The sequence below is a fragment of the uncultured Proteiniphilum sp. genome (genome assembly GCF_937873925.1).
Classification (GTDB): Bacteria; Bacteroidota; Bacteroidia; order Bacteroidales; family Dysgonomonadaceae; genus Proteiniphilum.
Genome location: NZ_CALNAT010000001.1, coordinates 1 through 14634, shown reverse-complemented (window position 1 = coordinate 14634; position 14634 = coordinate 1). Strand labels below are relative to the sequence as shown.

Below are 14634 nucleotides of genomic sequence, written 5' to 3'. Positions count from 1 at the left end.
GTTAACTTAATAACTTATTTATTCACATTAATAAACAATCTAACCTCTTATTGGCATACAATGCCGATAAGAGCAGATTCTTATTGCCTTATGGTGAGATACCCTCTTCATCCAGGCCATACAATATATTCATCCGTAATCCGGTGCAGAAGCAAATCAAAGGACTCATTGAAATGTAATAATAAATAAAAAATAACTGTAAATCTCTAATTAAAAAAACTAATGTATGAATAACAACAAATTAATCAATTGGCATGCCTTCAAAAACACATGCGTAATCCTGTTCGCATGTATGTTTGTCATGTCGTCGTGTGGAGAAAATGGCGACAATGATAAAGAAGGTGGAGCGTATGATCCGGGAAAACCGGTTGTAATCGAATCTTTTTCTCCTTTAGAAGGAGGAATGGCTACGCGTATGCTTATTTCAGGGAGTAACCTGGGAAATGACCCTTCCAAAATTAAAGTTTATTTTAATGACAAAGAAGCGGCTATTATCGGTTGCGATAAAGGAAAAGCATTGGTTGTTACTCCCCGTCAGCCAGGGGATACTTGTACTATTTCAGTGGTTATAGGGAATGATTCCGTCATTGCACCCGAAAAGTTTATTTATCACATTTCCACCACGGTCATTACCTTAGTCGGACAGAAAGGAACCAATGAGCTGAAAACAGGTTCATTTGCGGAGGCAACTTTTATGAATCCTTCCACTTTAACCGTAGATAACGAATATAATATTTTCCTTTCACATTGGAGAGGTAATTATGATATTGTGATGATCAACCAACAGGATCGAACCGTAACCAAAATGTTCAGCGGCGACCCGACAGGAGCTCCTTCAACCGATACTGAGGGTAAAGTGGTTATGTTCCCCAGTGATGGAGGCGATGTGATGTATGTGCTTGATCCGGCAGCTCAATGGGGGGTGCGGCGAAGACAAATATTGCATCCTTCGGCTGAAGAACAGGGTACGGGAATGAAAGATTTCACCATCAACTGGAAGCATGGTTTTGCGGCATGTAAATTAGACGACATGATTTATACCCGTTCCTATGGCGGACAGATTATTAAATTCAATCCAAAAACACGGGTCGGAGAGTTGGTGGCCGACGGTATCGAACCGGACACGGACAGTTTTCTTTCGTTCGACCCGGTGAATACCCATATGTTATATATTTCCTATACCAGCCGGCATTGCATTTTCACTTTTAATATCCTGACAAAGGAACATAAATTATTTGCCGGAACAAAAAACACTTCAGGATGGAAAGACGGGAGTACGGATGAAGCGCTGTTTACTAATCCCTGTCAATTAATTTTTGATGTGAATAATAATATTGTCCTTGCCGATGCAGGAAACCATTGTATCCGCCAGATTACTCCGGCAGGTAGAGTATCCACCCTGATCGGAATAGCCGGAAAGTCCGGTTACCAGGACGGGAATCCTGATGATGCCCTATTCAATTACCCAAAAGGAGTAGCCATTGATAAGGACTATAATATTTATATTGCCGATTTCAATAATAACTGCGTCCGTAAACTGGCGGTAGAATAGATTTTCTGACTATAAACTAAATAAATTATGAAAAATATAATAATTATCTGTTGTTTGATCTGGGTGATGATTCCGGTTTATGCACAGCAAAGTTTAACGATATCGGGGACTGTTCATGATGAAAAAGGAGAATCTCTGCCCGGAACAAGTATCTATTTGAAAGATCGTCCGGGGCTCGGGGTTAGTTCCGACATAGACGGGCAATTTACTATCAAAGCTTCGAAAGGGGATATGGTTATTTTTAGTTTCATGGGATATGAAAATTTCGAATATCGGGTAGAAAAAGAGGAGAAAGATTTAAAAATTACTCTTAAAGAGATAACAACAACTATTGATGAAGTAGTAATAACGGGCTTAGGAAGTGTCCAGCGCAAAATCAGTACGGTTGGAGCTATAAGTACTATTGAGACGGGGCAGCTACAGGTACCGGCTACCTCGATGGCAAATATTCTTGGTGGACGCATGCCCGGGATAATTACCATGCAGTCAAGCGGGGAACCGGGAAAAAATATTTCGGAATTCTGGATAAGGGGGATTAGCACCTTCGGAGCAAACAGTTCGGCTTTGGTACTGATTGACGGCTTAGAAGGAAATCTAAACTCGATTGATCCCGCTGACGTGGAAAGTTTTACCGTACTGAAGGATGCCTCTGCCACTGCCGTTTATGGGGTCAGGGGAGCCAACGGGGTAGTATTGATTACCACCAAGCGGGGTGTTACGGGAAAGTTAAAGATCAATGCCCGTATAAACCATACAATTTCAAAATTACAAAAAATGCCGGAATACCTGCAAGCGTATGAATACGCCAAGTTAGCCAATGAAGCACGGGTAGTGCGAGATGACGAACTTCTCTATAATGAAAGGGACATGCAGACAATCCAGTATGGTTTGGATAAAGATCTCTTCCCGGATGTGAATTGGCAAAAAGAAATCGTGAACCCTGTAAGCCATCAAACGACTTATTATTTGAGCGCTCAAGGTGGAGGGGAAATTGCCACCTATTTCTTTAGTTTGGGCATGTCGAATGAAAGCGCGGCGTACAAACAGGATCCAAGCAGCCTGTACAAAGTCGGTATGGGATACAATACCTATTCTTACAGAACTAATCTGGATATTAACTTAACCAAAACAACGAAGGTTTTTTTCGGAGTTGACGGATATTTAACGCGAAACAAAATGCCCGGGGTGGCAAGCACAAATTACATCTGGGAAGCACAATCAAACCTAACCCCCCTCCTGATCCCCACAGTTTACTCTACCGGTCATCTGCCGGCCTGGGGACCCAGTAATAATTTCTCGCCTTACGTCATGATTAACCATACGGGAATTACCTCCGATGACTCGAATTTAGCCAAGGCAACATTAGCACTGGCGCAGGACCTGTCATTCATCACTGAAGGATTGAATTTTAGGATGCAGGGAGCATTCGACACGCAAAGTTGGTTTACGGAACGCCGTTATGTGCTTCCCGAGTTATATTATGCCTCGTCAAGAGATGTAAACGGAAAATTACAGATTGCCAAAAAAGTAGACAAGATTGCAGCGAACTATGGTTATTTGCAACATCAGTACCGGAAATACCATTTCGAATCCACTATAAATTATGAGAAAATTATGAATGATGATCACCGGGTTTCAGCCTTGGCGTATTATTACATGAGTGATTCCAAAAGGACACAGGACATTACCGGTATTGACTGGAACCTGGCGGCAGCGCCCAAACGATACCAGGGAATTTCAAGCCGATTGACCTATGGGTATAGAGACACCTATTTATTGGACGTGAACTTCGGGTACACCGGTTCTGAAAACTTCCAGTCCGGTCGACGCTTCGGATTCTTCCCATCCATTGCCGGAGGCTGGGTGCCAACTAATTACGAGTTAATAAAAGACAAACTCCCGTGGCTGAATTTTTTCAAGATACGGGCTTCCTATGGTTCTGTTGGAAACGATCAGATCTCAGGAACCCGTTTCCCCTATATCACCCGGATTAATGAAAATGGTGCAGCCGGATGGGGTAGCTCTGAAAGCGGAATCGCAGAATCAATCGTAGGGGCTGACAATCTGAAATGGGAAAAATCAATCAAATCCGATATCGGGTTTGAAGGACATTTATTGAATGAGCATATTTCTTTCGTCCTCGATTTTTTTCAGGATCGGCGGGACGGAATTTTCCAACAACGGGCACAAATTCCCAATTACGTGGGATTAATTAGTTTACCTTATGGAAATGTTGGAAAAATGAAGAGTTGGGGATCAGACGGGAACATCTCTTATAGCCATGATTTTAATAAAGACCTGTCATTGACCCTACGAAGTAATTTCACCTATTCCACCAACAAAATAGAGAACTGGGAGCAAGCTTATCCGAAATATAATTATCAGCAGTATTCCAATTTTCCACATGGAGCGATTCGTGGATATGTTGCCACCGGTTTGTTTCGTGATGAAGAAGACGTAAAGAGTAGCCCGAAGCAAAATTTTGGAGGTTTTGAGGTGCTCCCCGGCGACATCAAATATAAGGATGTGAATGGCGACGGACAAATTAACACCGACGACCAGGTAGTTTTGTCCTATGCAACGTATCCCCGTCTAATGTATGGGTTTGGCGCTGATTTTCGTTATAAGAATCTAACTGTCGGCGTTCTTTTTAAAGGAACAGGGGATACCGATTTTTTCCATGTGGGATATTATTATAATAACGGAAGCTATTGGCTAACCAACGGCATGGGATATGTTCCTTTTCACGGTCAAGAAACCGGAAATGTGCTGGCTATTGTGGCCGACCAAAAAAATCGTTGGACTCCGGCTTCCTATTCGGGAGATCCTTCAACCGAGAACCCCAATGCTCGTTTTCCCCGCTTGTCGTACGGATATAATGCCAATAATTCACAATTATCTACTTTTTGGAAAGGGAACAGCAGATATTTGCGCTTGCAGGAGATCACGGTCAACTACAACTGGAAATCTCCGGCATTTCAAACGATTGGATTAACTTCGGTTGATTTTCAATTAGTGGGAAATAACTTATATGTTTGGGATCAAGTCGACCTATGGGATCCGGAGCAAGCACACCAAAACGGACGGGCATATCCGATCCCTGCCCGCTTAACTTTTCAGATTTATCTAAACTTCTAAAATTATACAGGCATGAACAATATAAAAATATATTTAACGACTCTGTTATCCATCGTGCTCATTCTTCTCTTTCAATCTTGTAATTTTTTAGATACAGATGATTATTATTTTAATGAAACGCTTCAGGTGGATTCAATTTTCAGCAATAAGCGAAACTTAGAAAAATATGTATGGGGAACGGCAGCGTATTTCCCTGATGAAGGAAGAATTTTCGGAAACAATTATACCCCTGGTCCCTTTGCAACCGATGAAGGGTTCACTCTTTTCGATACGGGTGAATTTCATGGAATGGCTTTTGTGCTGGATGAAGTTAAAGCAAACAACATGTATGGAATGGATATTTGGGGAAACATGTATCAGATTATCCGAAAATCAAATACAATCCTCGCCCGTATGGACGAAGCAGCCGATATGACAGCCTCCGACAAAAGGGACATGCTAGGGTATGTTTATTTTATGCGTGCCTATGCCTATTATCATCTTTTGATGCAATACGGACCGGTAATCCTTGTAGGCGATGAAATCCTGGAAAATAACGAAGTGCCGGAGTATTACAATACGCAACGGGCTACTTACGATGAGTGTGTCGAATATATTTGCCAGGAATTGGAAAAAGCAGCTCAATTCCTCCCGGTTGAAGTGGCAATAAACTTTTTTGGGCGCCCAACCAAAGGGGCTGCTTACGGACTAATTGCCCGTTTACGTCTACAAGCGGCCAGTCCTTTATTTAACGGTCAGAGTGCGGCAAGGGTTTACTTCGGTAATTGGACCCGGAAAACAGATGGGAAGCATTATATTCCCCAAACCTACAATGAGAGAAAATGGGCAGAAGCTGCTTTTGCAGCAAAACGGATTATGGATATGAAGATATATGCTCTTCATACTGTTGAAAAACAGGGAGATACTCCTACCCTTCCGGAAAATGTTCCTTCTGCTCCCTTTCCGGACGGTGCAGGAAATATTGACCCGTTCCGTTCCTATTCCTATATGTTCAACGGAGAAACCCTGGGATCTCAGAACAAGGAGTTTATTTGGGGACGAATGTCTCCCTCGACCTTAAGCTATACTCAACACTCTTTTCCGGTTGCCAACATGGGCGGATGGAATGGAATGGGAGTTACGCAGAAAGTGATAGATGCTTATTATATGGCCGATGGGCGTGATATCACTACTTCAAGCACTCAATATCCTTATTCCGAGGACGGTTTTGTGGGAGGAGGCGACAAAACATTTTCCGGATATATACTGAAAGGTTCAGTGCATAAGATGTATGCCAACCGTGAAATGCGTTTCTATGCCAATATTGGTTTCAGTGAATGCTTCTGGACGGCAAGCACCACCTCCGAGACAGCCAGGAAAAATATAGTGGTCACCTATTATAAAGATGGCAATGCGGGAAAAGAGAGTCATCAGGGAAATGTAAATAATTATCCGATTACCGGTTATGTGCTGCGCAAGTATATCCATCCGGATGATGCTTGGGCCGGCACAGCGGCAGCACGGATCGACAAGCCTTTTCCTATTATCCGTTACGCGGAAATCCTGCTTTCTTATGCGGAAGCTTTAAATAATTTAACCACTACTCATACCGTCACCGATACAGTTAGCGGAGAGCAATACACCCTTACGCGCGATGTGGAAGAAATCCGGTCCGCATTCAACCAGGTGCGCTTTCGCGCCGGGTTACCCGGGTTAAGTGACACGGAACTTGCTTCTCCCGAGACCATTCAACAATTGATCGAACGGGAGCGAATGATTGAGTTTTTATTCGAAAACAGGCGTTATTACGACGTCCGCCGATGGGGAATCTATGAAGAAACAGAGAATGAACCCATGCAGGGAATGGATACGGATGCCTACAAGGAAGGATTTTATAACCGAGTGCATCTCAATCATTCCAAAGCTCGTAATCGGATCGTCAACAAACGATTAGTATTTATGCCTATCGCTTTGGATGAAATAAGGAAAGTTCCGAATTTGGATCAAAATCCGGGATGGGAAAATTAATTATAAAAAATAAGATCTATGAAAAAAATTATATACCTGCTATGTGTTCTTCCATTTATTGGTTTTATAGCATGCAACGAAGAGGACTTTTCGGCAAGAGAACATTATAAATATGTGATTTATCTTTTAAGTGAAAACGAGCATAATGTTTTTTCAGCAGAATATGACCTGGGAAAAATCACTGAAGAAGGAGAGATTACCGCGCATTTAATAGTTGGATGCGGAGGATCCTTATCCAATCCGGAAAAATTTGTTGTCGAACTGGAGCCGGATGTGGTTTTGTTTGATAAATATAATCGGTCGAATTTTGATATTGACGTCGACAAATACGCCCGCCTTTTGCCGGAAGATAAATATCAGATTGAGTCTAATCGTGTAGTGTTTCCCGCGCACAACACCGATCAATATGTAAAGATGCCGATTAAAGTCCGTACGGAAGGTTTGTCGCCCGATTCGATTTATTTTATTCCTATTTCAATCAAGAGCACATCAAAGTATGAGGTCAATAAAGAAAAATCAGGTGTACTGTTTCGGGTAACGATGAAAAATGATTATGCCGAACAGATTACGGATACTTATTATCAATTAAGGGGAACCATTATCGGTGAAGAGGGTAATAATACAAGCGTTTCCACTTCTAAACTGGTTCGCCCATTGACCCATAATTCAGTGCGTCTGTATGCAGGCAGTAATACGCAAATCGTAACAACGGCCACTATTGAAGACATTAAAAAATATTCAATTATTCTGACGGTTGATGAAAACAACCAAGTACAGATTACTCCATACGGAACAATCCAAGTGGAGCAATTGGACGGAGGGCCTGAATGGAATATCTATGAAGAAGCGAAGACCTATCTCGACACAAAAATTGTCAAGCGGTTTTACCTGTATTATCGTTACCGTACCCTAAAAAGCCCTGCTACGAGCACCCAGCCCGAAGTATGGGACAACTGGATAACGATAAAAGAAACGTTGAAAAGAATGGAATAAACGAAATCGGATATCAAAATGATTAACAAATTAATTTATATAGTAGAATGATGAAAGCTAAATTTGTTAAAATAAGTCTGTGGTTTCTCTTCCTTGGGTGTGTAACAGGATGCTACCACTACGATAGGATAGAAGAAGAAACGAATATTTACGTGAACAGACAATCTCTGTCGCTGTTTGTCGACGAACAAATACAACTGAGCGCCAGCCCCACGGAAGGAATATATGAGTGGTCGAGTGAAGATCCCCAGGTGGCTACCGTAACATCAGGCGGTTTGGTGAAAGTGGTCGGAGAAGGTTCTACCAATATTGTAGTAAGCAGCGGCACCCTTTCCACCAAGGTGCCCCTCACAGCGATTGTCCGGATTCCATTGGAAGACGTGGTGATCAGTGAAGCTTTCCTCGAACTGCTTCCCGGGAATAAAAAAACCGTCCTGATCACTTTTATACCGGAGAATGTCAATGACATCCCGGCCTATTCCTGGAGTTCAGAAAACCCGGAGGTAGCCATCGTCAGCGAAGGAGGGGAGATCACAGCAATTAATGTAGGTGTAACCAATATTGTATATCGAATAGGCAACATTGAGAAGAAAATTGAGGTGGATGTAGCTTATACCCGTCCTTTCAAAGGACCGCATATCCTTTCTGCAGAGGCGCCTTATGAACTTGCTTCAGCAAATTTCGACCTTGGCGGTGAGGGATACGCTTTTCACGACAACGATGCAAATAATCATATTGGCAATGACAATTACCGCCGAAATAACGGCGATAATCAAAGTAATCCGGTTGAGATAGAAGGCGACGGTGCAAATATCGGATATACCAATCCCGGAGAGTGGTTGCTTTATACGGTAGATGTTGCCGATGCAGGAGAATACGCGGTGGAGGTGTGGGCTGCGGTCCCCGGAAGCGGTAGTTTTCACCTGGAATTGGACGGTGTGGATGTTACCGGACCCATCCCGATTCCTAATACCGGTGGTTGGGGATCGTACCAATTAATCTCTTCCCCCGAAGATAAATTGACTTTAACTTTGACGGAAGGAAGGCATACGTTCAAATATTATTTCGAAGGAGGACATAACCTCAGAGGATTTAGATTTACAAAAAAGTAATTCGGAATCATGCTTGATAAATAGCCTGCAGAACTTGACGTACCTTTCACCGGCAAGATATTGCCGCCCATTCATATCGATGGAAAGTACAGGAGATTCTGTGGGCTATTAAAAAAATGTGAAGTCAAATCATTTCTTCACCATAGCCTATTACTAAACGAAATAAACAGAGTGATTCTTAATTGATCACTCTGTTTATTTTCAGGCAACTGATATACATAATATCAAAATTCTTAGTTTTATATCATTCTGATAGAGTCCTAGAATAGAAAAAACATTTATTTTTGTAAAATTGAATCGCAAGGCCGGAAAAATCATTGGCAGATCAGTCACATTACGTCAGAAACCGGATGCCGTAATTATTTGACCCGAGAGAATAGATGATCTGACATAAATTGAAAGGAAGATCAGGATGAAAACTTCATTACAAATACTACTTGTACTGGCCGGCGGCATTTTTTTTACCGGTTATTCATATTTGAATTCTCAAGAGGATACGGATACTCCGCTGAACAAAGAAGTATTTAAGAGTCCCGGTAAAGATCATTACCCGGAAACATGGTTTCATTTTATTGGAGGCAATGTATCGAAAGAAGGTATTACGGACGATCTGGAGGCTATCGCCGCAGCCGGTATATCAGGTATCCAGCTATTCCACGGGCAGTTCGGCGGGGAATGGCCGGGCGTGTCCCCACAAATCAAAGCATTAAGTGAATCCTGGGATGAACTCATTGTCTGGACGGCCGAAGAGTGCAAACGGTTAGACCTGAAGTTCACCATGCAGAATTGCCCGGGATGGTCTTATGCCGGAGGACCATGGATCGAGCCGGAGAACGCCATGCGTCATCTCGTGCGTTCCCGCACAGATATCAGCGGCGGCCAAACGGTAAACATACGATTGGAAAAGCCCCAGCCCAGTGAAGATGAAGGGCGCAATTATAAAGATCTTTTTGTCATTGCGTTCCCTACTCCTGAAGGTGATACGGGTACCCGGCTGATCCCCGCCGGCGTACAGAGTAATCGTCCCGACCTGGCGTGGAAGGAATGCCTCTCGGAACAAAGGAAATTAATGATTCCCCCTTCACTGTCGGGACCCACGACCATTGATATCGATTTCGAAGAGGAAACCACGATCCGCACAGTAGAGTTCCCACCGGTGAACTCCTTCTCCCATGCATGGAGCTATTCTCCTGACATCACGGTTACTATTTATGCCGAAACCGGCAGTGAAATAAAACAAATTGCCCATGTGGAAATGCCACCGGGCAGTTGGCAGGATGACCAGCCTGTTTCCATTGCCTGCGTGGAAACAACGGCGCAATCGTACAGGATAGAAATCACCAACCTGCATGAGATGGCAATATCTTATCTCAATTTTTATTCCGCCGCACGCCGACAAAATTGGGAATCGGAAGCGGCATGGACATTAAGGAGGATCATGAGGGAGGAGCACCCTGAACAATCAGGGAATACATGGGTCGATCCTTCGATCATCGTTGATATTACGTCCAAAATGGATCCGGAAGGAGTATTGGCATGGGATGCCCCCGAAGGAAAATGGACCGTCCTGCGAATTGGACACGTGAACACCGGCATGAAGAATGGGCCGGCTCCTGCGGAAGCTACCGGCTGGGAATGCAACAAACTCGATACATCCGGTGCCCGTGCAAACTTTGAGGGGTACATAGGCCGGCTGATGAACGATAATAACAGCCTGAAAAACGGATTACTGAACGGTATATTGATAGACAGTTGGGAATGCAAGACCCAAACATGGACGGCGGGTCTGGACAACACATTTCAGGAAAAATGGAATTATTCCTTATTCCCCATGTTCCCCGCACTGTTCGGATATGTAGTGAAGGATCCGGAAACGACAGCCCGCTTCTTACGGGACTGGCGGGTAACTTTAAACGATTTGCTGGTAAAGAATTTCTTCGGTGAAATGAGTAGTATTGCCCAAAAGAACGGACTGGAACTTTCATTTGAAACGGCATCAGGAGATATCTTCCCGGGAGATATACTGGAATATTACAAGTACGCGGATGTGCCGATGTGTGAATTCTGGCATCCGCGGCAGGAATCGTATGTCGGAAGCATCGAATTCAAGCCGGTGAAACCCTGCGTGTCGGCAAGCCGCGTATATGGAAAGAAAAGGACTGCCGCCGAAGCATTTACTTCTTTTGACTTGTCGTGGAATGAACATCCCCGGTTCCTGAAAGATATAGCCGACGAACATCTGGCGCGTGGAGTTACCCATTTGGTCTTCCATACCTATACGCACAACCCACGCACGGATTTCCTGCCCCCCGCTACCTCTTTTGGTTCCACCATCGGAACGCCTTTCCTGCGTTTGCAGACCTGGTGGCAGCACATGCCTCATTTTACCGGTTACCTGGCAAGGTGTAATTACATGCTTGAAAGCGGAAGTCCCGTCTCGGACGTATTGATGTACCTGGGTGACGAGCAGAACCATAAACCCCGGCAATCGCTTGATTTTCCGGAAGGTTATGCATACGACTATTGCAATCCGGACGTATTGCTCAACCGGTTGTCGGTCAAAAACGGACAACTGGTTACACCCGAAGGAATTTCATACCGTGTCTTATGGTTATATGACTGTAAGAGGATGCTGCCTGAAACGGTGGAGAAAATTCTTTCCTTTGCAAAACAAGGGGTAACTATCGTAGGGGAACCGCCCGCAGGTATCGCGACATTAAGGGGAGGAAAAGTAGAGGAGAGCCGTTTCCAAAAAGCGGTTGAAGCTCTCTGGGGAGACGGCAGGCAAAACGTTCGTACTGTTGGAAAAGGGAAGGTCTATCGCGGCGATATCGGGCCGGCTTTGATTTCCGAAAAAATCCATCCGGATATCAGTGTGCAATTTTTCGATGTCCGGTGGTTACACCGTAAAACAAAAGATTCCGATTTTTATTTTTTATCCGCTCCCCAAGGAAAAGAATACAAAGGAACTGTTTCATTCCGCTGTACAGGCTCTGCCGAGATATGGGACCCGCTTACAGGCGAAACGAGGCCCGTTGCATCAGAAACAACGGAAGACGGATATACGCATATGGAAATGGATCTTCCGGCAGGAACATCCTGCTTTGTCGTCTTTCACGAAAGTACCGTTCATCCGGAGAAATCGCTCTCCGCCACGGAAAAAACGGAAATCCAAAATGATTGGAAAGTCTCTTTTCCCACCGGATGGGGGATAGAACAACCGCCGGTTGAAATCGATCAATTAACGGCATGGAAAGATATTCCGTCACTCAGCGCGGAAGGTAAGGCCTTTTCGGGAACAGCTGTTTACCGCACGACTTTCCATATAGAAGATAAGCCGGAGGGAACACGGTATTTACTGGATCTGGGACGGGTGGAAATGATAGCGAAAGTCAGGTTGAACGGATCGGATGTAGCAACCAGATGGACCTATCCTTACATAATGGACATTACCGGACATCTTCAAACCGGTGAAAACAATCTGGAAATAGCAGTAACAAGCACATGGTTCAACCGGCTGGCCTACGATGCCGGTTTACCTGAACAGCAGAGAAAAACCTGGACGATCAGCGGTCCGGAAGCAGGGTCGCCTTTGAAGGATTACGGGCTGTTGGGCCCCGTAAGTATTTTAATGGAAATAAACTAGTATACTACCTGAAAAGAAGGATTAAAAACTCTGACAATCGACTCCCCGAAACGGAAACCCGGACACATATAAATCGGTGACAAAAAGGATTTAAAGAGCTATCAATTATGAGTGAAAGATTTATATTTATTATTTTATACTCTCTTACATGCCCATTCTTTATTTCCGGCAACAATACAGCAATGGAAAAATGGCATAAAAAAGAGTTGGTTTTCGAAAGCCGGAAATTATATGACAATCCGCTGTACGATATTGATTTCTTCGGCGCTGAATTCATATCGCCGTCCGGAAGGAAATTTATAGTCAGGGGTTTCTGGGATGGGGAAAACACGTGGAAGATACGTTTTATGCCAAACCAAGTAGGGAAATGGAAATATAGGACAATTTGTTCAGATGATACAAACGATAAACTTAACGGAATAAAAGGTAATTTTAAGTGTGTCCGTAATCGTAGTAAGTTTGATATATATCGAAGAGGCGCGTTACAGCATACGAAGGGAACATATCACTTGGCATACAGCGATGATAAACCATTTCTGTATATAGGGTGTACGGCTTGGAATGGCGGCCTTTTTTCTACTGTCAACGAATGGAATAAATATCTTTCTAACCGAAGTGCAAACGGCTATTCTGTTATTCAACTTATTACAACACAATGGCGTGGGGGTCCCTATAACGCAGAAAAAGAAACCGCTTTTTCGGGAGTCGACATGATTAAGGTTAATCCGTCTTTTTTTAAATGCCTGGACGATCGGATTGACCGTATTAATGATTACGGATTAGTTGCGGCACCGGTTATGCTTTGGGCATACGGCGGCGATCTGAATCCCGGGTTTGTGCTTCCGGAGGAGTCGGCTATAAAACTGGCTGAATATATATTGGCCCGTTACGATGGAAATCATGTAATCTGGAATCTTGGAGGTGATGGTAAATATACCGGAGAAAACGAAAATAAATGGAAGAACATAGGTCGGAAGGTCTTTAACAATAATCATCATACCAACATCGTCACCCTTCATCCCCAGGGATTTTCGTGGTATGGGAGCGATTTCGATGAAGAATCATGGCTTGATATGATCTGCTACCAGACAGGACATACAAATAGTGATAATGCCATCCGCTGGAAAACACAAGGCCCGGTAGTGACAGAATGGAAAAAACTTATTCCTCGTCCGATAATAGATACGGAACCGGTATATGAAAATGGGTATAATGCAAAAGAAGTGCGTAATAGTGCTTACTGGAGTATTTTCTCTACACCTGTCGCCGGTATATCATACGGTTCGCATACCATCTGGCCATGGTTACGTAAAGGAGATACACCGATTAATCACGGAAAAAGAGAACCATCAAAAATCACCTGGCAGGATGCGCTTTTACATCCGGGAGGTATCCAGATAGGTTACCTTGCCGGTTTTTTTAGAAATATTGACTGGTGGGAGCTATTTCCGGCAAATGAATTATTGAAAGAACAGCCGGGTTTATCAGAGTCTCCGCGATGGCAATCGATACTGGCTACCGACGACCGAAATATGATATTGGTATATGTACCGGTTCGGGATGTAATCAAACTCAACGGTATAAACGCTCAGCATTACACTGCCCGGTGGTTTGATACAGCCAGTAATACTTATCTGAAAGCAGATATAATCCAGGACGATAATGGACTTGAAGCGCAAACACCCGTCGATTCGGATGCAATATTAATTCTCCGTAAAAATTAGTTAGCCAGAGAAATTACAAATCCTGAAAATCAACTCCTGTAAGTTGCAGTATAATCCAACATATATTTATTTGAAAAATCTTCAATAAAAAATTCATCCTCATGGCATCAACCGACAAATATTTTCAATTCGCCGTTCTGGGCATCTTCTTACTTCTCACTTCGGGATGTCTCCGTTCCGGCAGATTCTCAATATCTGATCCCACCTGTGAAAATTTAAACGAACCCTTAGGTATAAACACGCTTCAACCCCGGTTTAGCTGGAAAAACAGTTCCAACAGGCAGGGGGCGTCACAAACGGCATATCAAATAGTAGTAGCCGGTAGTTCCGAAAGGCTGTCCGAAGAAGAAACCGACTTTTGGGATTCCGGAAAAATCGAATCATCATCAAGCGTTTTGGTAGAATACAACGGAAAACCTCTCCATTCCGGTCAATTACTCTATTGGAAGGTGCGAACCTGGG

7 protein-coding genes and 1 pseudogene are annotated in these 14634 nt (G+C 43.6%); all 8 read left to right on the top strand.

Annotated features, from left to right (window positions below):
* Window positions 1-226: 226 nt before the first annotated feature.
* Window positions 227-1552: an IPT/TIG domain-containing protein gene (locus Q0502_RS00040; RefSeq protein WP_298645682.1), complete on the top strand. Its 1326-nt coding sequence runs from the start codon at window positions 227-229 to the stop codon at window positions 1550-1552.
* A gap of 27 nt (window positions 1553-1579) precedes the next feature.
* Window positions 1580-4690, top strand: a complete 3111-nt coding sequence (locus tag Q0502_RS00035) for a TonB-dependent receptor (RefSeq protein WP_298645680.1) — start codon at window positions 1580-1582, stop codon at window positions 4688-4690.
* A gap of 12 nt (window positions 4691-4702) precedes the next feature.
* On the top strand, window positions 4703-6697 hold the full coding sequence (locus Q0502_RS00030; RefSeq protein ID WP_298645678.1) for a RagB/SusD family nutrient uptake outer membrane protein: 1995 nt from the start codon (window positions 4703-4705) through the stop codon (window positions 6695-6697).
* Between the two features lie 18 nt (window positions 6698-6715).
* The gene (locus Q0502_RS00025; protein WP_298645676.1) at window positions 6716-7690 is read left to right on the top strand and encodes a DUF4361 domain-containing protein; all 975 of its coding nucleotides are present in this window, start codon (window positions 6716-6718) and stop codon (window positions 7688-7690) included.
* A gap of 47 nt (window positions 7691-7737) precedes the next feature.
* Entirely contained in the window at window positions 7738-8802 is a 1065-nt protein-coding gene (locus Q0502_RS00020; RefSeq protein ID WP_298645674.1) for a carbohydrate-binding protein, read from the top strand.
* Between the two features lie 412 nt (window positions 8803-9214).
* The gene (locus Q0502_RS00015) at window positions 9215-12448 is read left to right on the top strand and encodes a glycosyl hydrolase (RefSeq protein WP_298645672.1); all 3234 of its coding nucleotides are present in this window, start codon (window positions 9215-9217) and stop codon (window positions 12446-12448) included.
* 182 nt (window positions 12449-12630) lie between these two features.
* Window positions 12631-14172, top strand: coding sequence for a DUF4038 domain-containing protein (locus Q0502_RS00010; protein WP_298645670.1), 1542 nt, complete (start codon window positions 12631-12633; stop codon window positions 14170-14172).
* Between the two features lie 101 nt (window positions 14173-14273).
* A pseudogene (locus Q0502_RS00005) lies at window positions 14274-14634 on the top strand (alpha-rhamnosidase); the annotation flags it as partial.

Coding starts and splice junctions, on each gene's coding strand:
- Q0502_RS00040 (WP_298645682.1), top strand. CDS start 227: ATGAATAACAACAAATTAATCAATTGGCATGCCTTCAAAAACACATGC.
- Q0502_RS00035 (WP_298645680.1), top strand. CDS start 1,580: ATGAAAAATATAATAATTATCTGTTGTTTGATCTGGGTGATGATTCCG.
- Q0502_RS00030 (WP_298645678.1), top strand. CDS start 4,703: ATGAACAATATAAAAATATATTTAACGACTCTGTTATCCATCGTGCTC.
- Q0502_RS00025 (WP_298645676.1), top strand. CDS start 6,716: ATGAAAAAAATTATATACCTGCTATGTGTTCTTCCATTTATTGGTTTT.
- Q0502_RS00020 (WP_298645674.1), top strand. CDS start 7,738: ATGATGAAAGCTAAATTTGTTAAAATAAGTCTGTGGTTTCTCTTCCTT.
- Q0502_RS00015 (WP_298645672.1), top strand. CDS start 9,215: ATGAAAACTTCATTACAAATACTACTTGTACTGGCCGGCGGCATTTTT.
- Q0502_RS00010 (WP_298645670.1), top strand. CDS start 12,631: ATGGAAAAATGGCATAAAAAAGAGTTGGTTTTCGAAAGCCGGAAATTA.